Consider the following 19985-nt stretch of genomic DNA (forward strand, 5'->3'; position numbering starts at 1 on the left):
TACTACGCAGTTTTACTTAATTTATATGTTCCGTGGTTGTTTTTACGGAAAAGTTTTGGGAAAACATAGCCATCTAATCCAATACGTCCAGCGTTCTGTCCTGCAACTAAAATGAACATAGTCAAAATAAGCAGGTTTGGATTTACACTAACAGTTCCGCTTAATAAAAATGAAAGATTCATTATGATTCCGAAAAATGCAGCTGTTTTTGTTAAGCCGCCTAAAATCAAACCTAGACCTACTAAAATTTCTCCCCATTGAACTAAAAAGCTAAATAGGTCTGCGTTTGGAAGAACAAAATGTTGAAGAAAATCTGCCCACCAACTTTGTACTGCAGGGTGGTCACCTGATGCTTGAGCAATAGCACCTTTTAGAAAACCACTTGCGTCAAAAGATTGTCCAAAGACTTTGCCGATTCCAGCAGCGAGCCATGTATACCCTATGTAAAGTCGTAAAAATAATAACATGAAAGTAGCACGTTTATCAGTTCTTAAAAAATTGATAACCATTGAAATCCCTCCAATATTGTATTTACAAGTTTATTATATATCCATTGTGAAAAGATTCACAATGGATAAAGTGTGAACAAAAATTGTGATTTTTCATTTGTACATAAAGTATTTGGAAATGTATTGTTTGGAGGGTGAATAATACATAAAGGGAGCTCTCCACTAAAATAGGTAGCGCCCTTCATGTACGTTCTTTTAACTAGCTACTATTAGTTTATCTTGTCTTTTCCTTATTATTTCTCCGGTTTTATATAAGGAACAACTTGTGCAGTAACGCCTACAGAAGCACCGCGAATAAAGTCTTGGTTTTCTAATGCCTTAAAGTTTTCTGTTTTTCCTGTTAGCATAACCCCTAAGATTTTCACTTGATCAAATGGTTTGCCCTTGTTTGATTTTAAAAACCTCTGGATAGTTTCGTCATCTCCATCGTCATCGTATTGGTTAAGTGAATCAACGAAATCTTTGTACGCTTCTTCAGGGGACTTGTCTGGATTAAATCCATAAACGGGCATACCAGCAGGTCCTTTGCTTTCATCTCCAATTGGTGAGATCATATATAACCATACAATGTTTAAGTTGTCTGGAATTTTTTCTTTAATTTCTTGTAGTGTGTAGGGCTGATTGAAAGAGATAGCAACTTCGGCAACATAGTTGTTCATTTGTGAAACTTCCCCTAATTCATTTTGGACACCATCAAAATATTCCTTAATAGCCGGATTATAAAATGTTGCAAATTTTTTCTTTGTTTGTTTATCGTACTCATAGAACTCTTTATTGGACCAATAAAAACCAGGCGTTAATTCATTGGAATCGATATTGATGCGGATCCAACCATAGGAGCTTGTTAATGTATTCCACGGGACTACGTAGCCATTAATATTTTTAGAACGATTTGATATAATATTGCCGCCAAACATGGATGAATTAATCGTTACTTGAGAATCAATTTGTACATTCGGTTCTGCAATGTCGTTATGTAAAAAGAGTCGTTCGTGAAGCTTCGTAGAGCTTTTCGCTGCAAAGTAATTGCCAACTTTATAAATTATAGGGATAAGCATGATTACAACGATAATAGAAGTAATGATGATTTTAAGTAACTGTTTCCTTTTCGCTTTTTTTAATGCATCTTTTAAAGAAGTATCCATTAAGGTTTTCCTCCTATTTTTGAGTGAATTGCTTTACGTGCACGATGTAACTTTTGTTTGACGCTGTTTACTTGAATATCTAGTATTAGGGCGATTTCCTCATATGAAAAGTTGTAGTAGTACTTTAAAAAGAAGGCCTCTTTATGTTCTAGTTTTATATCTTTTAATAGATAGAAAATCTCATCTTTATTTAAAACAGCGTCTAATTCTCGGTCTGTATATTGTAATTTCGAATAAATCTCTTCAGTTAAATAGATGTTTTGGTGCTCTTTTTTCCTTTTCAAGTCAATGTATTCGTTTAATGCGACTCTGAAAAACCATGGACGTATGTTACTCTCGGTTAGATTATCTAGCAATGTGTATACTTTATAGAAGGTATTTTGGATGATGTCTTCTGCATCTTCTTTTATAGCCCCTTTCGCTAGTAGTAGTTTGAACACTTCCTCCCCTAGATTGATAAGATAGGAGGTTAATATATTTTCTTTTCCCATCACTTTTCCTCCCTACACTTATACAACGGATAGGTAATGATAAATGTATACACTTAAATTAAAGTTTTGTTCTTTATACAAATAGAAAAGGCATATAACAATCATATGTTATATGCCTTTTCTATTATATATTTAGTAATTTATTTAGGTAATGTAAATTTAGCTTTTTTACCTTGTGAAATATCTTTAGCTTCTTTATTTCTCATAGGTCCTAACTCAATCTCAAAGCTTTTGTCTTTCCAAATCTTTTCATACTGCTCTTGATCTAAAATAAATACTTGTAGTAACTCTCCAGATGTTCCTGTTTTGACTGAAGCATTATAGTCATAATTTAATAGCATACCTTCATTAATCGTATATTGTGTACCATCATTCACTCTCAATGTAGAGCTTATAGGAGATAGTGAAACGTCTTGAGTATCTTTGTTATCAAGCTTGAATTTCACCGTTAATAGAACAATACCATTTTTGAAATTTGCAAAGCGTGGAGCTTCGACGGAATTCGGTGTGAATTGAGTAAATTGGTATCCGTCTAATGTAACATGAACAGCACCTAATTCTTGGCTGTTATTAATACTTGATTTCTCTTTTAACATTTTTTTATCGCCCATGTTATTAGCCGTAGCTTTATCTTGGTAGAAAGTTTTATCTGTTGCAACCTTTTCAGCACCTTGTTTATTTAAACTTAATGAAAAGCTTCCAGGGCTTCCGATTGGAGCATCGAATTTTCCTTTATTAGCTTGTGCAGTTGGGACTGTGACTGAGACTGTTGAGAGACTTGAAATTTTCGCTAGATCATCTTTTCCGAATGGATACGCGATATAACCAGAAATGGTTTCTCCTGCTTTTACTAAGTAATCATTCGTTGGAGCAAGCTTAGTTGGTAGCTGATCTTCTTTTGGAATTAAGTCTTTATAGTTACTATATACTTTCTGAGCACCAGTAAATGACATGTCCAATGCTGGCATATAATAAATATCTTTAGCTGAACTATTTTTTACGCTATAGTTTACAAGAATGACTCCGCCCTCTGTTTGGCGGTTAAATGGAATGTTAAAGTCCGTATGGAATCCATTTAATTCAACTAATGTATAACTGTTCATTGATACTGAAACATCTTCAGCTTTATAGACTTGTGGTTCCTTATTTTCAAAAAGAACTTTTGTTTTACCACCTGTTTCTTTTTCCATATAGGAAATCAGCTTAGCGTAGTCGTTTGAGCCAGTAGTTGTATTTTCAGGCTTTTTATCTTCAGTTTTTTTATCTTCGGATTTTTTTTCAGCAGGTTTACTTTCTTTCGTTGTATCCGATTTTTCCGTTTTGCTTTCTTTTGCTGCATTCTCTTTTTGTTCTTTATTTGTCGTATCGCTTTGACCACAGCCGGTTATTACAAAAGCTGCTACGATTACTGCAGAAAATAAAGAAAGTAATTTTTTTGACATGTTTCTTCCCCCTATTTGTTTAAAACTAAACTCTCACATTAGCCCCACATTTTATTATAAGAAGGTTAGTCAATATTTACCAGAATTTTTTCTGATTATTTTTATTATTTTGATATTAGAATGTAATGAAATTAATAGGAGTTCAACATGGAATATTTGTTTTTATCATTTAAAATACTGCATCATATTGGTATGATAAAAATAGAGATATATGGAAAGGAGACAAGGACTCAATATGTGGATGAACTTGTAATGATTCGAAATTAGATAGATGAATTTTTCTCTCATAAGTGAGGGGTTATTTAGCTATCTATAAATCATGCAAGGACTGCATATTTGGCTTGTGCATCCCTTTTGTAAGGATATTATACTTATGTGGGGAAATTCATATCTCTTATATAAAATATGCGTCCTTTAAAATTGGAGGAGTATATGATGAATCAATTAAAACATAAAGTAGCAGTTGTTACAGGAGTAAGTCGTCTAGATGGTATAGGCGCAGCAATTTGTAAAGAATTAGCTGAAGCAGGATACGATATATTTTTTACGTATTGGACAGCTTACGATAAAGAGATGCCTTGGGGCGTTGATCAAAATGAACAAATACAATTAAAAGAAGCGTTGCTAAAAAACGGTGTGAAAGTATCGAGTATGGAGTTAGATTTAACTCAGAATGATGCACCGAAAGAGCTTATAAATAAAGTTACTGAACAACTAGGCTACCCTCATATATTAATTAATAATGCAGCGTATTCTACGAATAATGATTTCTCTAATTTGACTGCTGAAGATCTGGATAAGCACTACATGGTCAATGTTCGTGCGACTACATTGTTAAGTAGTCAATTTGCCCGAGGATTTGATAAGAAATCTGGTGGTAGAATTGTAAATATGACTTCAGGGCAATTTCAAGGACCTATGGTTGGAGAACTGGCGTATGCAACAACGAAGGGAGCTATTGATGCTCTTACTAGTTCGTTGTCAGCCGAGGTAGCTCATTTAGGAATAACAGTGAATGCAATTAACCCAGGTCCAACCGATACAGGCTGGATGAATGAAGAGATAAAGCAAGGATTAAAGCCAATGTTTCCTTTTGGAAGAATTGGTGAACCAAAGGATGCAGCAAGGCTCATTAAGTTTTTAGTAAGTGAAGAAGCAGAGTGGATTACGGGACAAGTTATTCATTCAGAAGGTGGATTTAAAAGATAAAAAAAGAAGGTATCTCACTCTAGTGAGATACCTTCTTTTTTTATCTTATATATTTTATTTTAAGATAATCGAAACGTTCCCTTTTTTATGCCCGTTTTCTACATACATATGGGCTTCAGCAATCTCTTCTAACCGGTAAGTTCTATCAATAACAGGCTTTAAATTTTCTGTTTCAGTTAGTTTTTTTAGTAGAAACATATCTTCTTTACTGACCTTTGCCATCATGCCATTAACAGATACATATACACCAGTAGGCGTTAATGCTTTTTTTCCAAGGGATCTTTTATGTTTTCCAACAGCATCAAATATAACATCATAGTATTCCCCCCGCTTAGTAAAATCTTCTTTCATATAATCGATTACCTTGTCAGCCCCTAAAGATTGCACTAGTTCAAAATTTGAATGACTACAAACAGCTGTAACGGTTGCGCCGAAATATTTAGCAAGTTGTACGGCAGCTGTTCCTACTGATCCAGATGCGCCATATATTAGTACTTGTTGTCCCCTTTTTATACGGGCCTTTCTTAGGAAGTGTAGTGCCGAAGTTGCGCCAAAGGGAATAACTGCTGCTTCCTCATACGTTACATTGGTAGGTTTTAATGCTACTAATCCACTTTCATGTACACATGTATATTCTGCATAACCACCGACATTAAGCTCTGTTAATGCAAAAATTTGATCTCCTTTTTTAAATTGAGTTACATCTGTTCCTATTTCTTCGATTTCGCCGGATAACTCTACACCGAGTATAGGCTTTCTCGGTTTTCTAAAACCTAATATGATCCGCATAGGAATCCAAAATAAGAGAGGGCTATTAAAGCCACGTATTCTACAATCTCCAGTCGTTACACTCGTTGCGTGAATTTTGAATAATACTTCGTTCTTTTTAGGTATAGGTTTCTCTATATTTTGAAGCTGAAGAACATTAGGTGGTCCATACTTTGTGCAAATGATTGCTTTCATAATGACCTCCTGAATTTAGTTGTTGTTATTTATATCCTATTTAAAATTTTCATCAAACATGTTAAATAATGAAATTGAAAATCATATGGATTTAAAAGAAAAGCGGGTGGTATTATTTGGTAAAGGGGGATTTTTATGAAGAAAATCATGATAGCTTCTAGTTTGTTACTTACAATTGGTTTAGGAGTAGGGTGTAGTAGTGATAAAGTATCGAAGACGGATGGACCCAAAACGGCATCAGTAAAGAAAGAGAAGGAATTAGCGGCAAAAGATGTTTTTAATAAGGCGTATGAAAACTTAAAAAATGAAGAGTATGTAACGTTGATGCAGAATATGGACATAAAGGCTGACGGACAAGAACTGAGTATAGTGAAGGCTAAAATACAAATAGAGCCAAAAACAAAGAGTTCTCGTGCTGAAATGAATGTTTCGGGTACGGACATTATCATTTATGGTGTAAAGGATCATATTGTTGGTCAAGTGAAGAATCCTAATACAGGTGAAGTTATATCTATACCAGAGGAGAAATTAAATATTAGTGGGATGAATGCAGCCAAGAGTGTGAAAGAGAATGTAGAAATCCCGCCAGAAATTGTACAAAAAATGAAGATAGAAAAAAGCGGAGACAAATATAAATTAAAGCTCAGGTTAAAAGGAAAAGATGCAGAGAGTATTTTAGGTAGTATAGGTGAAACACAGAAGAAAGCATTAGAAGCACAAAATGCAAAGGTAGAAGAGATAGATGCAGAATATATGATTACAAAAGATTTTAAATATGAATCATTGAGATTGGATATAGTTGTGAGTAGAAATAGTAAGGAGAAAGCACACTTTATGACGGATATAAAATATACATCGTATGAAAAATTTGATCCAATACAGTTGCCAGCAACGAATTGATTGATTTGAAGAGAGATGCCCCAAAAAGCAAGGGCATCTCTCTTTTTTTCGTTACTAACATATTTTCTTCTTAGAAAAATAGGTACAATATGTAGTGAAAGAAATTCAAACAAGGAGAGTGTCATTTGAAAAAAAGAAAGATAGTAGTGGCCATTGTAGCGTATACCGTTTTGCTTGCAACGTCTGTACATACATATAAAAAACAACTGGATCATCCTATTATGAGTGATGTAGGTAAATTGCTTCCGACAAAAATAAAACGTGTTGAAAGTGCTACGGATGAGCACTCGTTAATAAAATTAGTGCAAGATGCGAATGTTTCTGGAGAGAAGATTTCTATTGCTGGTATGCAACATAGTCAGGGCGGGCAGACATATTATCCACATGGTACGATGCTTGATATGAAAGGGTATAATAAAATATTAGAATTTGATCCAGAGAAGAAGCGCATTACAGTTCAAAGTGGTGTCACGTGGAATGATATTCAGAAGAAAATAAATCCATATGGTCTTGCGGTTCAAGTTATGCAATCTCAAAATATTTTTACGGTTGGCGGTTCATTAAGTGTAAATGTACATGGTCGTGATATTCGTCATGAAGCATTGATTGATACAGTAGAGTCGTTTAGATTGCTAATGGCGGATGGTACGGTGCGTAATGTAAGTAGAGAAGAGAATGCAGATTTATTTCCTTATGTCATTGGCGGTTACGGGTTATTTGGTGTCATTTTAGATGTGACCTTAAAGTTAACAAATGATGAATTATATGAAACGCACACGAAAATGCTAGATTATAAAGAATACACGTCTTATTTCAAAGAGAAAGTGAAAAAAGATGAAAATGTTCGTATGCACTTAGCTCGTATTTCTGTTGCTCCAAATTCATTTTTTAGAGAAATGTATGTGACAGATTATACATTGGCAAAAAATCAAAATATGAGGGAGGAATATAGTAAATTAAAAGAAGAAACTATTATAGCAGCGCCTAAATTTTTACTTGGATTATCACGCTATAGTGATTGGGGAAAAGATACGTTTTGGGATATACAAAGAAGTTATTTTGAACGTACAGATGGAAAGTATGAGACGCGAAATAATGTTATGAGGTCAGATAGTACCTTTATGGAATATGAAAATCCGAATAGGACAGAGGTGTTACAAGAATATTTTGTGCCTATAGATTCTTTCACGGAATACATAGATGATTTACGTAACGTATTAAATGAGGAAGAGTTTAATTTGCTCAATATTACGGTTCGTTACGTGGAAAAGAATGAAAATGCAGTTTTATCCTATGCGAAAGATGATATGTTTGCACTGGTTCTTTTAATTAATCAAGGGCGTTCTGAACATGAGATAAAGAAAACAGAAAATGTTATTCAGAAGATGATTGATGTTACGTTAAAGCATAACGGTAGTTATTATTTACCGTATTATTCTTATCCATCGAAAGAACAGTTAAGGAGAGCATATCCTCGTATAGAAGAATTTCTTCAGAAGAAAAAAGAAGCGGATCCAAAAGAGAGATTTGTGAATTTATTTTATAGGGAGTATACGAAATGACATATAGAAGATTTGTAGCTTCACAAAGCATTATTATGATGGCTGGAAGTATGGTATTTCCTTTTTACATTCTATTGCTTCGGAATGTTGGAAATAGCTTCTCACAGTTTGGCTGGGCATATGGCTTATTTGCCTTAACTTCAGCTCTAGTATATCCGTTAATTGGAAGAATCTCTGATAGAGTAGGTGATAGAAAGTTATTAATTATATACGCCTGGTCCATGGCGATATTAATGCTTTGTTTTCCTATTGCAACAGAAGTATGGCATGTATACATTCTTCAAATTTTAATGGGTATTTTAGGGGCTGTGCAGCGTAATACGGAGAAAACATCGTTAGCACGAAAAGTTGTACAAGAAAATGCTGGTTATGAGATTGGAAAATATCATGTGTGGACATCGATTGGAGGAGCAGTAGCAATTATTGCAACAGGATATTTAGTAGATTTCTTTACGATCGGCACGATTTTTTATATTGCATCTATCTTATATGTAGTGAGCGGGGTTGTATTAAGTAGTAAAAAAATATAACGATTCCCATTTTTACCTGAATAACCTTTATTTGTTATACTAAAGGGGAAGACAAAAGAAAAGGGGACATTGCCTTTGATGAAATTTTTAATTTTAGCTATTCTCACTTTGTTTTTGATTCCATGGACAAGAAGAAGCGGTAGTAAACTTCGAGCAGTGGATAAGAAAGGGGATGAGAAGGTTGTAAAGGGTAAGAAATCATCTATTTTAGTTATTCCAGTTTTATTTTGGATAGGTATTGCAATCTATGAATATTTTTGGCTAATTGATGATCGAGCAGATTCAATTCTTACTCATTATTCTGTTGCAGTAGCAATTTTAATTGGGCTTGTTTTATTTTCGCAAGATCAAATAGGAAAATTAGAAGGCACGTTAAAAGGACTTCTAATGTTTGTTTTACTCGCAAGTTACGGCTACTTTGGTTATTTGCACGATATAGTAATCTCGCAAACGAAATATGATTCTGTTGTAAAGGTAGAGAAAGATATTTCAGAGCCATTTACTGAAAATGATCAGCCATTTACAGTGCCGCCAAAGACAGCGGAGAATAAGATGAAAAAAGTATTTGGGGATATTCCGAAAGTAGCTTATTTTGAGCTAGGAGAATTAACGCCACAAATGGTAAATGGCGAGGCTTTATATGTAGCACCGATTGAAGTTTCAGGGTTTTTTAAAGCACGTAAAGCGGAGACAATTCCAGGGTACGTCACGATGTCAGGTACGAATCCTGATGCAGAAGCGAAACTGCACCTTGGTTATAAAATGAAATACGTGCCAAGCATGTTTTTCGGAAATAATTTAGAGCGTGTGGTAAGGCAAGCAGAACCAAATTTAATCTTTAAAGGAAAACCTAAATTTGAAGTGGATGATAAAGGGAAACCGTATTATACAATGACGTACGGTGAATTTATTTCAGGAAGATCTGGATTTGAGGTAGAGGGCGTTGTAGTAGTAGATGCACAAACAGGCGAAGTGAAAAGATACGATAAAGGAAAGGCACCTAAATTTGTTGATGGCGTATTAAATCACGAGACTGCATCTACGTTAAATACGTACTTCGGTAAATATATTCACGGATTTTGGAATACAAAATTCTCGCAAACTGATATGAAGATCCCGACTGAGTGGGGAACGAAAGAAGGAGTTACACCGATTTTCGGTAAGGATGGAACATTATATTACTTTACTGATTTCACTTCTCCGAAAGAGGGAGTAGATTCTGCACTAGGTTATTCACTTATCGATGCGCGTACAGGTAAGTTGTATTACTATAACGGAAAAGAAGTAAAGGGAATTATGGATGGTTCGGCTGCTTCGGAAGTCGTGGATAATTCTTTTAAGAGAGAAAAGTGGCATGGAACGATGCCGGTTATTTATAACGTGTACGGTAAACCTTCTTGGATTGTACCTGTTATTGATGACGGAGGATTAGTACGTGCCCATACTGTTATCTATGCTTCTAATGCGAAAATATTTGCAACAGGTTCGACGCAAAAAGAAGCGCTTGAGAATTATAAAAATGCGCTGAGTGGAAGCGGAGATTCATTTAGACCGACTTCAAATGGAAAAGAGGCGCAAAAAGAAGGCACTGTACAACGTGTATATAAAGAAAAATCAGGTGAAAATACAATCGTGTACGTACTGTTAGAGAATGAACAAAAAGTATTTATGATACCTGTGAAGAAATTCCCATATGCTATGTTTACAGAAGTGGGAGATCCAATTCAAATCACATATTTAGATACAGGGGAGGCGATGTCTTCCGTATCTAAATTTACAAATAATAATTTGAACAAGTAAAGCGATAGAAATTCTATCGCTTTTTTTTACAGAATTAAACAGGAAAATGCGCTATACTTGACGTATGTTTATGTTGTAACTATAATTGTTACGATTTAGTATGTATAGGAAAGGGTGAACGAAAAAAGTGAATGAAGTTAATCAGGAAATATATAAGCCTATAAAGATGAACCGGTTATGGATGATTCTTGTATTAGGAACACTTACGGCGATTGGGCCATTATCTATTGATATGTATTTGCCTTCGTTACCGAAATTAACGGATGACTTGCAAACAGGTGCATCCCTAGCCCAGCTTACATTAACAGCTTGTTTGCTTGGGCTTTCAGTAGGACAATTATTTGTTGGCTCAATTAGTGATATTTACGGAAGACGCAAACCTCTTATTATTGCTCTCATTATTTATGTTGCTTCTTCTTTACTTTGTGCTGTTGCGCCATCTATTTGGACTTTAGTATTATTACGCTTCCTACAAGGAGCTTCAGGATCAGCTGGGATTGTTATATCACGTGCAATGGTACGTGACATGTATTCAGGTTCTGAAATGACGAAGTTTTTCTCGCTGCTTATGTTAGTAAACGGAGCAGCACCTATTTTGGCACCGATTATTGGAGGGCAATTATTACAGTTTACAACGTGGCGCGGTGTTTTCATCGTTCTTGGAGCAATTAGCGTATTCATGTTAATCTCAGCTACTTTCGTATTGCGTGAAACATTACCTCCTGAAGAAAGAGAAACGGGTGGTTTGTCAGGAACTTTGGCGACGTACGGAAAATTGTTAAAGGACCGTCTGTTTATGGGATATGCATTGTCACAAGGATTAGTAACAGCGGCAATGTTTGCATACATTTCGGGTTCACCTTTTGTGTTGCAGAACATATACGGAGCATCACCACAGCAATTTAGTTTATTCTTTGCAATCAACGGTATCGGTATTATTATTGCTAGTCAGGTTACGGGTCGTTTAGCGGGGAAAGTGAATGAGAAGACATTATTTGTCTCTGGTATCATTATTGCAGCTGTTGGTGGTTTATGTTTACTACTGACAATCTTACTAGGAATAGGGTTAATTGGTGTTTTATGCTCGTTATTCCTTGTCGTATCAAGTGTTGGGGTTGTCTCAACAACTGGGTTCTCATTAGCGATGAGAAATCAAAAACAAGCTGCAGGAACAGCATCAGCTTTACTAGGTTTATTACAGTTCATTTCAGGAGCGCTTGTTGCACCGCTAGTAGGTATTGGTGGAAGTAACACCGCATTACCGATGGGTGTTGTAATAGCTCTTTGTGAAATTGGTGCGGTACTATGCTATTTATTTATGGCTAGAAGAAGTGAAAAGCAGTTTGAACTGCAAGCAAGACAAAATTTAGAGGCTTAACAAAAAAGAACTGATTCAAAGGGAATATTTGAATCAGTTCTTTTTTTCATTTCTTTGAAATACCTCATACATATTATTCATGATCGTATCATATAAAACAGCAAGTTTATCCCACACCCAGCGATTACTATCAACTTCTTTTTCCCCGCAGTCGATAATATCGGTATGGTCGGTAATTTTATACGCTTTTTTAACGATAATAGGAGCAATTTTCGGTATACGTGGGATTTCTTTTAAGATATCTGCGAAGTTTCCAATGTAGACATGCCCGATGATTTCGATTGTTAATGATTTATCTGATATATTTAGCACGGTATGAAATTGATTTGTATGTTGTTGTTTTAAATATTGGGCTAACTTAAATGGAGCATGCTTCTTTTTTAATACGCGGCGAAGGCTCTCTGTATTTTCGATATGAAGTGATTTTTCGCGAATAAGGACACGAATATCTTCTCCCATAAAAGGCATTGTATTGTACATAGATGATTCTCCTTAAAAACTTACATATGTTTGCGTTATGCATATGTAAGTCTAGCATGGTTTGTTCTTTATGTGTGCTTACAGTTTTGTAAGGTGCTGTAGTAAAGCAGTGCAAAAGTTATTTGTATAAAGTGACGATACTGTGACAAACATGTTGGTATATATGTTACGATGTCGTCTTAAGTGTAAAAAGTAGGATGTTCTCGGTATAATAACAAGTGGAGATAAAAGAAACTATAATGAGTAGTAGCTGTAGATAAAAGGAGAAGAAGAGATGAAGAAGGTTTTGGGTATTGCTGTAATGGGAAGTATGATCCTTCTAGCGGGATGTAATGGAAATAAAGATACGAAAGAAAAGGTAGAGCAATCTACAGAACAAACAGAAGAAATGAAAGAATACCGTGCAGTACATGAAAAATACGATTTGAAAATGAATAAAGAAATTAATAACGCACTGCAGTTATTTGAAGTGGCAAAAGAAAAGGGCGGTAAGGAAATAACGACTGCTACATATAAAGAAGATGTGCAAAAGGTAACAACGAGCATGTTAGAAGATATTGATCATATACGAAAAGAAATTCGTGTTCCGAAGTCGAAAGAGCAAGAACATGAGGTATATGTCGGCTTCTTGAATGAATCGGAACAAGCAATGAAAAAATTACAGAAGTTAGCTAAAGAAGAAGATTCATCGTTGATTCGTGATATAGAAATTAATTTTGCAACAGCATCGACATACTATAAACGTTTTCAAGCAGAAACGAAAAAATAACCTTGCCTATGCAAGGTTATTTTTTCTTCTTGCCATCTCCGTCTTCATCCTCGGATACTAATATCTTCTGTTCTTCGTGAAATTCGGAAATAGTTTGCCCGGTAATATTATCGAAAGGGGTATAAAAAGAGGTGATACTTTTCTTTTTGATGAAGAGTTTGTAGAAGCCGATGATGACAAGTATAACGATTGTTAAGGGTAATCCTATAGTAGCTAGAAGTAAGGGGTCTATCTTATAACTCCTTTCATATCTTTTTTATTATAAGAATGGCATAGATAAATAAAAGTATTAAAAACTGATTTTTCTAAATATATCCAATTTGATTGACTTTTCATTTTTTCAGAATTATAATTCAAAATATATAATTTGAACCAAATAATAATATAGCAATTTACTTATCCAGAGAGGTAGAGGGACTGGCCCTATGACACCTCAGCAGCGGGTTCTGTAATAGGAACACCGTGCTAATTCCAGCAAGCAAGTCTTGAAAGATAAGTGATGGGCCTTTGTTTATTAAGCCTTGATCTTATTTTTTAAGATCAAGGCTTTTTGTATTCTAAAAAGAGAAAAGGGAGTAATGGAAAAAGTACGTTCATAAAACTAAGTAAATAAATGTGTTTAGGGGGTATTGAAGTGTATGTAATTAAAAAATTATCAGTTATGGTGTTCACGCTATGGGTTATTACGACGGTGACATTTCTAATTATGCATATTATTCCGGGGGATCCATTTTCATCAGATGCAAAAATCTTTCCTGAAGAAGTGATCCAAAACATGAGAGCGAAGTATCACCTTGATGAACCGTTATGGAATCAATATGTTGCTTATTTAGACGGTGTAGTTCATTTTGATTTTGGTGAATCTGTTCAGTCAACCGGGCAAGGTGTATCAGAAATTATAACGACAGGATTTGGTCCATCAGCAATTATTGGTTTACAAGCACTTATTATTTCATTGCTAGTCGGAATTGCTGCAGGTACATTTGCTGCTCTCTATCATGGGAAGGTAATTGATTACGGTGTAAGTTTACTTGCCATCCTCGGTATTTCTATTCCGAGTTTTATTTTAGCACCACTATTTATACAAGTATTCGCTATTCAATTCGAGCTCTTACCAGTAGCCTCTTGGGGTACATTTGAACATACAGTATTGCCATCCTTTGCGTTAGCGTTAGGGCCAATCGCAGTGATTACAAGGTTTGTTCGTTCTAATATGATCGAAGTACTGCAGAGTGATTATATTAAGTTAGCAAGAGCAAAAGGCATACCAATTAAGAAGATTATTATAAGACACGCTCTTCGAAATGCGATTGTTCCAGTACTTACATTTGTTGGACCGTTAATGGCTGGACTCTTAACGGGGACTTTCGTTATTGAAAAAATCTTTTCAATTCCTGGCCTAGGAAAATATTTTGTAGATAGTATTTTTAACCGAGACTATCCGGTGATTATGGGAACAACAATTTTCTATAGTGCATTATTAATTACTTGTATTTTCATTACAGATATTATTCACCGTATTGTTGATCCACGTATTCGTTCTATTACGTAAGGAAGGGGATGTTTAGATGGGGGCTTATGAAATTAATGACCAGTTATTAACAAATGAAGAGAAAAAAGAATTAACGATAAATAAAAATCAGCAAACGATTAGCAGAAAGAAAGAAGTGTTTCGTAAGTTTATATCGAATCCAATCGCAGTTTTAGGAACAGTGACGTTATTGCTAATTATTGTTTTCTCGCTTATTGGCGAAAGTTTAACTTCATTTACTGCGAGTGAACAAGTAAAAGAGGCAACAAATTTACCGCCGAGTAGTGAACATTGGTTTGGAACAGATGATCTAGGGAGAGATATTTGGGCACGTACTTGGGCTGGTGGGAAGATTTCACTAACAGTTGGATTAGTAGCAGCTGCCCTCGATATAGGGCTCGGTGTACTGATTGGTGGATTTAGTGGATATGTGAGAGGGCGTAATCGCCTTGGAACGTTAATTGATGAGTGGATTATAAGAGGAATTGAAGTATTATACGGCATCCCATATTTATTAATTGTTATTTTACTATTAATTGTTATGAAACCAGGTCTTTTCACCATTATTATCGCCCTTGCATTAACGGGATGGATTGGAATGGCTCGTCTCATTCGAGCACAAGTATTGTCTTTAAAACAACGAGAGTTTGTTATTGCAGCAGAGCGATTAGGTACATCACATATGAAAATTATATATGGGCATTTAATTCCGAATTTAACAGGGATTATTATCGTCAATTTATCATTTACAATTCCAGCAGCTATTTTTTCAGAATCATTTTTAAGCTTTATAGGACTTGGGGTACAATCACCGGCAGCAAGCTGGGGGACGATGACGAATGATGCACTTGGGACATTATTGAGTGGGGAATGGTGGCAGCTATTCTTCCCAGCAATCATGATTGCACTCATTATGTTCGCATTTAATGCGATTGGTGATGGTTTGCAAGATGCAATTGATCCAAAAATCGTAAAACGGAATCGAAAGGAGAAAAAACATGGGACAGCTCTTATCTTTAGAAAACGTAACGTTAGCCGTTGAAAAAGAGAATAGTAAGCAAGCAATTGTGAAACATGTTTCCTTTTCTATTAACGAAGGTGAAATAGTTGCACTTGTAGGAGAAAGTGGTTCAGGAAAAAGTGTTACAGCACAATCCATTATCGGCTTGAATCAAGAATTAATTCATATCGATGATGGAAATGTATCTTTCCAATCAAAGGAATTAACGAATTTACAAGAATCAGAATGGAATCAAATTCGCGGAAAAGATATTTCCTTTATATTTCAAGATCCGCTTTCATCTTTAAACCCAACGATGAAGGTAGGCAAACAAATTACAGAAGTAATTTTGCAACATGGGAAAAAGTCGAAAAGAGAGGCAAAGGGAATTGCGATTAACTTGTTAACAGATTTAGGGATACATGAAGCAGAGAAACGCTTTGAACAGTACCCACATCAATTAAGCGGGGGGATGAGGCAGCGTATTTGTTTAGCAATTGCGTTTGTTTGTCATCCAAAGCTTGTAATTGCAGACGAGCCGACAACAGCGTTAGATGTAACGATTCAGAAACAAATTATGGGGCTATTAAAAGAAAGAAAAGAAAAACAAAATACGAGTATTTTACTAATTACACATGATTTGGCACTTGTACGTGAGGTAGCTGATCGAGTAGTTGTTATGTACGGGGGACGTGTTGTTGAAAAAGGAACGATACAGGAGGTAATAGGTTCTCCTAAACATCCATATACGAAAAGCTTATTACAAGCAATTCCGAATATGGATGATTCCGAAAAGGTATTACGTGCTATAGAAGGAACGACACCTTCCATTGAAACATTAAATAGCTTTGGTTGTCCTTTTGTAAATCGTTGTCCAGTAGCCATAAAAGAATGTATTCATCGTTTCCCAGAGAGAACAACGTATTCTAAGGAGCATAGTTCACATTGCTGGCAGCATGTTCTGGAGCATAATAAAGCGAAATCAAAAGAGAAGGTGAATGCCTCATGACGACAGATTTAATTACTGTAAAGCAAGTAACGAAAACATATGGAAGTAAAAGTAAAGAAATCACAGCGTTAAAAGATATATCACTTTCTATCCCGAAAGGAACAACACTTGGCATTATTGGTGAAAGTGGTTCAGGAAAAACAACACTTGGAAAGCTCATAGCAGGGATTGAGAGTCCAACGTCTGGTGAAATTGATTATAACGGTCAAGTTGTTCACATGCTGAAGTCAGCTCATAAGCGAGATTTTTTACAGAAAGTACAGTTCATTTTTCAAGATTCTACAGCTGCATTAAATCCGCGCTGGAAAATACGCGATAGCGTAACGGAAGGTTATATTTCATTCGGTTTAGGTGATAAAGGATTGAAGGATAAAGTAGCGGGTGATGCCCTGGAGCGTGTTGGATTAGATAGAAGATATATTGATCGATATCCGCATGAATTTAGCGGAGGACAACGTCAACGTATCGCTATTGCAAGAGCGTTATTGTGTGAGCCAGAAGTATTGATTCTTGATGAACCAATTTCAGCATTAGACGTTTCATTGCAAATTCAAATTGTACATCTGCTGCAAAAAATCCAAAAAGAACAAGGTTATACATATTTATTCATCGCGCACGATTTACCGATGGTTCACTATTTATGTGAAAAAGTAGCTGTTCTATACAAAGGAGAACTTGTTGAATTTGGAAATACGGACGAAGTATTCCGTAATCCACAACATTCTTATACAAAAACACTATTGGCATCAACACCAAAAATTTCAGGTTAAAGGAGAATGTAGGATGAAGAAGTTTTTACTGTTTGTCATTATGACTGTTTTAGCAATTACTTCTGTCGCTTGCGGTAAGAAAGAGACGCAAAAGGCGAGTGCTGGTAAGGGAGAAGGAGATCGATTAGTAACGAATATTGGTAGCGATCCATATACACTTGATTCCGCTATTGCGACAGATAGTACTTCAGGTTATGTAATTGGGCATTTATTCTCAAGCTTATATACGCAAGATAGTGATGGGAAATATCAAAATGAATTAGCAGAGAAAGAGGAAGTGAATGCTGATGGAACTGAGTATACAATTCATTTAAAGAAAAATATTAAATGGTCAGATGGTTCTGCTATTACAGCAAATGATTTTGAATTTGCGTGGAAGCGATTATTAAATCCGAAAACGGGTTCTATGAATGCGACAGAAATGTATTTTATTAAAGGGGCAGAGGCATACAATACTGGAAAAAGTGAAGAAGGACAAGTTGGCATTCAAGTCATTGATCCTCAAACATTAAAGGTAACACTTGAGCACCCAGTGTCTTCTATTAAACAAAAATTAGCAAGTTCATTATTCATTCCATTATCTAAAAAATCAATTGATGATAATAATAAATTAAAAACAGATCCAAAAGAGTTAATTACGAACGGACCATTCACGTTAAAAGAATGGAAGCATAATCAGGCTATTACAGTACAAAAAAATAAAGAATACTATGATAAAAAGGTAACATTAAAAGAAATTGAGTTTCGTATTATTCCAGACTCTAAAACAGCGTACCAATTATATAAATCAAAAGAATTAGATTTACTAAGTGGTTTACCACAAGAGATGATTGAGAAAGAAAAAGGAAGTAAAGAATACAAGCGTGTTGCAGGATTCTCATCTTATATTTATTCGTTTAACGTAGAAAAAGAGCCATTCACAAATGCGAAAGTGCGTAAAGCATTCTCATTAGCAGTTGATCGTAAGTTCATCGTTGAAAAACTGTATAAGAATAATGCACAAGAAGCAAATGCATTCGTTCCAGAAGGAGCAAAAACACAAAGCGGCCGTGATTTCCGTAAAGAAAAAGGTGGTTACGTTAAATTTGATCCAGCAGAAGCGAAAAAATTATTAGAAGAAGGCATGAAAGAACAAGGCTGGTCTACATTACCTGAAGTAACATTAAAATTCACTACAGATACACAACATAAAAAAGTAGCAGAAGCAATGCAAGAAATGTTTAAGAAAAATCTTGGCGTAGATATTAAATTAGAAAATAAAGAGTGGAAGAGTTACATCGACACATATAAGCAAAGTGATTTCCAATTAGCTTATATGGGATGGGGCGGTTCTCTATTAGACCCAATTACTAAATTAGATTTATATGCAGGTGATGGTCCAAACAATTATGCAAAATGGCATAATAAAGAATTTGATGCTTTAGTGAAGGAAGCAGAAGTTGAACAAAATGAAGATAAGCGTTTTGACTTATTGCATAAAGCGGAAGATATTATGTTTACAGATTCACCATTAATTCCAATTATATTCCCGTCGGATTCCTATTTACAAAAACAAACGGTATCTGGACTTCAATATTATGTTGGATCTAAACCAGATTTAAGATATGGAAAAATAAAGAAGTAGGCAACCGCCTACTTCTTTATTTTACTTCTCTTTTATATTCTTTTTTCGTTCCATCAGAGAAGACAACTTCTAAATCAAATTTTTGATAGTCTTTATCAAGTTTGAACACGTTCACTACTTGATCGATTACTTCTTGGTCAGCAGTATCTTTATCAAATTTTAATTCTTGTAGAAGTGGGCTTAATTTTGTGATAGCCTCGTCTCCTGTTAATTTTACATCTGCTTTATGATCTTCAATTTTTGCTTCCATTTTTTTATCTGCTGCTACATTTTTATAGTCTGCTTCGTAGTCTTTCTTTGTATCTTGGTAGTCTGCCTTTAAATCGAATTCATTGAAGTTTAGTTTTAAATCTGCAGGAGCCTCGTTTTTTGCTTCTTCAGTCGTCTTTTTATTAGAAGTTGTATCTTCTTTTGCAGGAGCTTTACATCCTGTTAATGCAGGTACTAGCATAAGAGCTAATAAAATTGATAGTAGAGTTCTCATTATAAATTCCTCCTTATGTAAATTCGTTCTATACAAGTTTCTCCTAAAATCATGTAATTATGTATGTGTTGAAAATAAATTATTATTCTGTAGTCACAAGGGCTAATCCGCAATTTAAATCAAAAACGATTTGTATGTATATGGTAAATTGAAGTTGTGAGGAGATACTGAAATGCTTTCTAAAACATATGCAGCGAATGGCTATTATACAATAATATTTTGAGGAGTTAGTTTAGAGAGAAATATTATTGTATTATTAGTTATTGTATCGGTTACACAATCAGTAGCAGTGATGACTTTAGCTATAAAAGGAATGGTGAAGGGAAGAAGAAGCTCTGTAGTTAAAGAAGCATAAAATAAAAAGGTATCCTAATTGGATACCTTTTTAT

General features: G+C 35.0%; 20 protein-coding genes and 1 riboswitch. Of the genes, 12 read left to right on the forward strand and 8 right to left on the reverse strand.

Going from position 1 to position 19985, the window contains the following annotated elements:
• Positions 1–2 precede the first annotated feature (2 nt).
• The 4 genes from ACTFRN_RS24815 to ACTFRN_RS24830 form a co-directional block, all read right to left on the reverse strand.
• Positions 3–509, reverse strand: a complete 507-nt coding sequence (locus ACTFRN_RS24815; RefSeq protein ID WP_000236371.1) for a DoxX family membrane protein — start codon at positions 507–509, stop codon at positions 3–5.
• 233 nt (positions 510–742) lie between these two features.
• Positions 743–1654, reverse strand: a complete 912-nt coding sequence (locus tag ACTFRN_RS24820) for a sigma factor regulator N-terminal domain-containing protein (protein WP_000381487.1) — start codon at positions 1652–1654, stop codon at positions 743–745.
• Positions 1654–2145: an RNA polymerase sigma factor gene (locus ACTFRN_RS24825; RefSeq protein WP_000514145.1), complete on the reverse strand. Its 492-nt coding sequence runs from the start codon at positions 2143–2145 to the stop codon at positions 1654–1656. The genes ACTFRN_RS24820 and ACTFRN_RS24825 overlap by 1 nt, the downstream gene beginning before the upstream one ends.
• Before the next feature lie 140 nt (positions 2146–2285).
• Entirely contained in the window at positions 2286–3587 is a 1302-nt protein-coding gene (locus ACTFRN_RS24830; RefSeq protein ID WP_000038595.1) for a DUF5068 domain-containing protein, read from the reverse strand.
• A 432-nt stretch (positions 3588–4019) separates the two neighbouring features.
• On the opposite strand from ACTFRN_RS24830, the gene ACTFRN_RS24835 reads away from it, so the two are divergent.
• On the forward strand, positions 4020–4796 hold the full coding sequence (locus ACTFRN_RS24835) for an SDR family oxidoreductase (protein ID WP_014893375.1): 777 nt from the start codon (positions 4020–4022) through the stop codon (positions 4794–4796).
• A 54-nt stretch (positions 4797–4850) separates the two neighbouring features.
• On the opposite strand, the gene ACTFRN_RS24840 is transcribed toward ACTFRN_RS24835, so the two are convergent.
• Positions 4851–5759, reverse strand: a complete 909-nt coding sequence (locus ACTFRN_RS24840; protein ID WP_088106199.1) for an NAD(P)-dependent alcohol dehydrogenase — start codon at positions 5757–5759, stop codon at positions 4851–4853.
• A 135-nt stretch (positions 5760–5894) separates the two neighbouring features.
• On the opposite strand from ACTFRN_RS24840, the gene ACTFRN_RS24845 reads away from it, so the two are divergent.
• From ACTFRN_RS24845 to ACTFRN_RS24865, 5 genes are all read left to right on the forward strand, one after another.
• Positions 5895–6659, forward strand: coding sequence for a DUF6612 family protein (locus tag ACTFRN_RS24845; protein WP_014893374.1), 765 nt, complete (start codon positions 5895–5897; stop codon positions 6657–6659).
• Between the two features lie 125 nt (positions 6660–6784).
• Positions 6785–8221 carry an FAD-binding oxidoreductase gene (locus ACTFRN_RS24850; protein WP_124878431.1) on the forward strand — a complete coding sequence of 479 codons (1437 nt, stop codon included), beginning with the start codon at positions 6785–6787 and terminating at the stop codon, positions 8219–8221.
• Complete coding sequence (locus tag ACTFRN_RS24855; RefSeq protein ID WP_000222354.1) at positions 8218–8751, forward strand: MFS transporter; 534 nt, start codon at positions 8218–8220, stop codon at positions 8749–8751. The genes ACTFRN_RS24850 and ACTFRN_RS24855 overlap by 4 nt, the downstream gene beginning before the upstream one ends.
• A 78-nt stretch (positions 8752–8829) precedes the next feature.
• Positions 8830–10551, forward strand: coding sequence for a DUF3981 domain-containing protein (locus tag ACTFRN_RS24860; RefSeq protein ID WP_074568025.1), 1722 nt, complete (start codon positions 8830–8832; stop codon positions 10549–10551).
• Between the two features lie 166 nt (positions 10552–10717).
• Complete coding sequence (locus ACTFRN_RS24865; RefSeq protein ID WP_124878437.1) at positions 10718–11929, forward strand: multidrug effflux MFS transporter; 1212 nt, start codon at positions 10718–10720, stop codon at positions 11927–11929.
• Positions 11930–11962: 33 nt separating this feature from the next.
• Here the strand turns inward: ACTFRN_RS24865 and ACTFRN_RS24870 are convergent, their stop codons facing one another.
• Positions 11963–12409 carry a hypothetical protein gene (locus tag ACTFRN_RS24870; protein WP_000282867.1) on the reverse strand — a complete coding sequence of 149 codons (447 nt, stop codon included), beginning with the start codon at positions 12407–12409 and terminating at the stop codon, positions 11963–11965.
• A gap of 274 nt (positions 12410–12683) precedes the next feature.
• Here ACTFRN_RS24870 and ACTFRN_RS24875 point away from each other — a divergent pair, with 274 nt between their 5' ends.
• Positions 12684–13178, forward strand: a complete 495-nt coding sequence (locus ACTFRN_RS24875) for a hypothetical protein (protein WP_074568024.1) — start codon at positions 12684–12686, stop codon at positions 13176–13178.
• A gap of 16 nt (positions 13179–13194) precedes the next feature.
• On the opposite strand, the gene ACTFRN_RS24880 is transcribed toward ACTFRN_RS24875, so the two are convergent.
• Positions 13195–13410 carry a DUF3951 domain-containing protein gene (locus ACTFRN_RS24880; RefSeq protein WP_000371388.1) on the reverse strand — a complete coding sequence of 72 codons (216 nt, stop codon included), beginning with the start codon at positions 13408–13410 and terminating at the stop codon, positions 13195–13197.
• Between the two features lie 161 nt (positions 13411–13571).
• Positions 13572–13677, forward strand: a riboswitch (SAM riboswitch).
• Positions 13678–13812: 135 nt separating this feature from the next.
• Between ACTFRN_RS24880 and ACTFRN_RS24885 the strand changes: the two genes are divergently transcribed.
• From ACTFRN_RS24885 to ACTFRN_RS24905, 5 genes are read left to right on the forward strand one after another with little or no spacing between them, the layout of a single operon-like run.
• Positions 13813–14730, forward strand: a complete 918-nt coding sequence (locus ACTFRN_RS24885; protein WP_000289309.1) for an ABC transporter permease — start codon at positions 13813–13815, stop codon at positions 14728–14730.
• A gap of 16 nt (positions 14731–14746) precedes the next feature.
• Positions 14747–15751 (forward strand): ABC transporter permease, encoded by a 1005-nt coding sequence (locus ACTFRN_RS24890; RefSeq protein WP_000501528.1) that lies wholly within the window; start codon positions 14747–14749, stop codon positions 15749–15751.
• Entirely contained in the window at positions 15708–16718 is a 1011-nt protein-coding gene (locus tag ACTFRN_RS24895) for an ABC transporter ATP-binding protein (RefSeq protein WP_074568023.1), read from the forward strand. The genes ACTFRN_RS24890 and ACTFRN_RS24895 overlap by 44 nt, the downstream gene beginning before the upstream one ends.
• Positions 16715–17488: an ABC transporter ATP-binding protein gene (locus ACTFRN_RS24900; protein WP_074568022.1), complete on the forward strand. Its 774-nt coding sequence runs from the start codon at positions 16715–16717 to the stop codon at positions 17486–17488. Before ACTFRN_RS24895 ends, ACTFRN_RS24900 begins: the two co-directional genes overlap by 4 nt.
• 13 nt (positions 17489–17501) lie before the next feature.
• On the forward strand, positions 17502–19112 hold the full coding sequence (locus ACTFRN_RS24905) for a peptide ABC transporter substrate-binding protein (protein WP_088106198.1): 1611 nt from the start codon (positions 17502–17504) through the stop codon (positions 19110–19112).
• Between the two features lie 16 nt (positions 19113–19128).
• Here ACTFRN_RS24905 and ACTFRN_RS24910 read toward each other — a convergent pair whose 3' ends face one another.
• Positions 19129–19596 (reverse strand): YusW family protein, encoded by a 468-nt coding sequence (locus ACTFRN_RS24910; protein WP_074568020.1) that lies wholly within the window; start codon positions 19594–19596, stop codon positions 19129–19131.
• Between the last annotated feature and the right edge of the window lie 389 nt (positions 19597–19985).

It is taken from the genome of Bacillus cereus group sp. MYBK245-2 (assembly GCF_051916145.1).
GTDB lineage: Bacteria > Bacillota > Bacilli > Bacillales > Bacillaceae_G > Bacillus_A > Bacillus_A pacificus.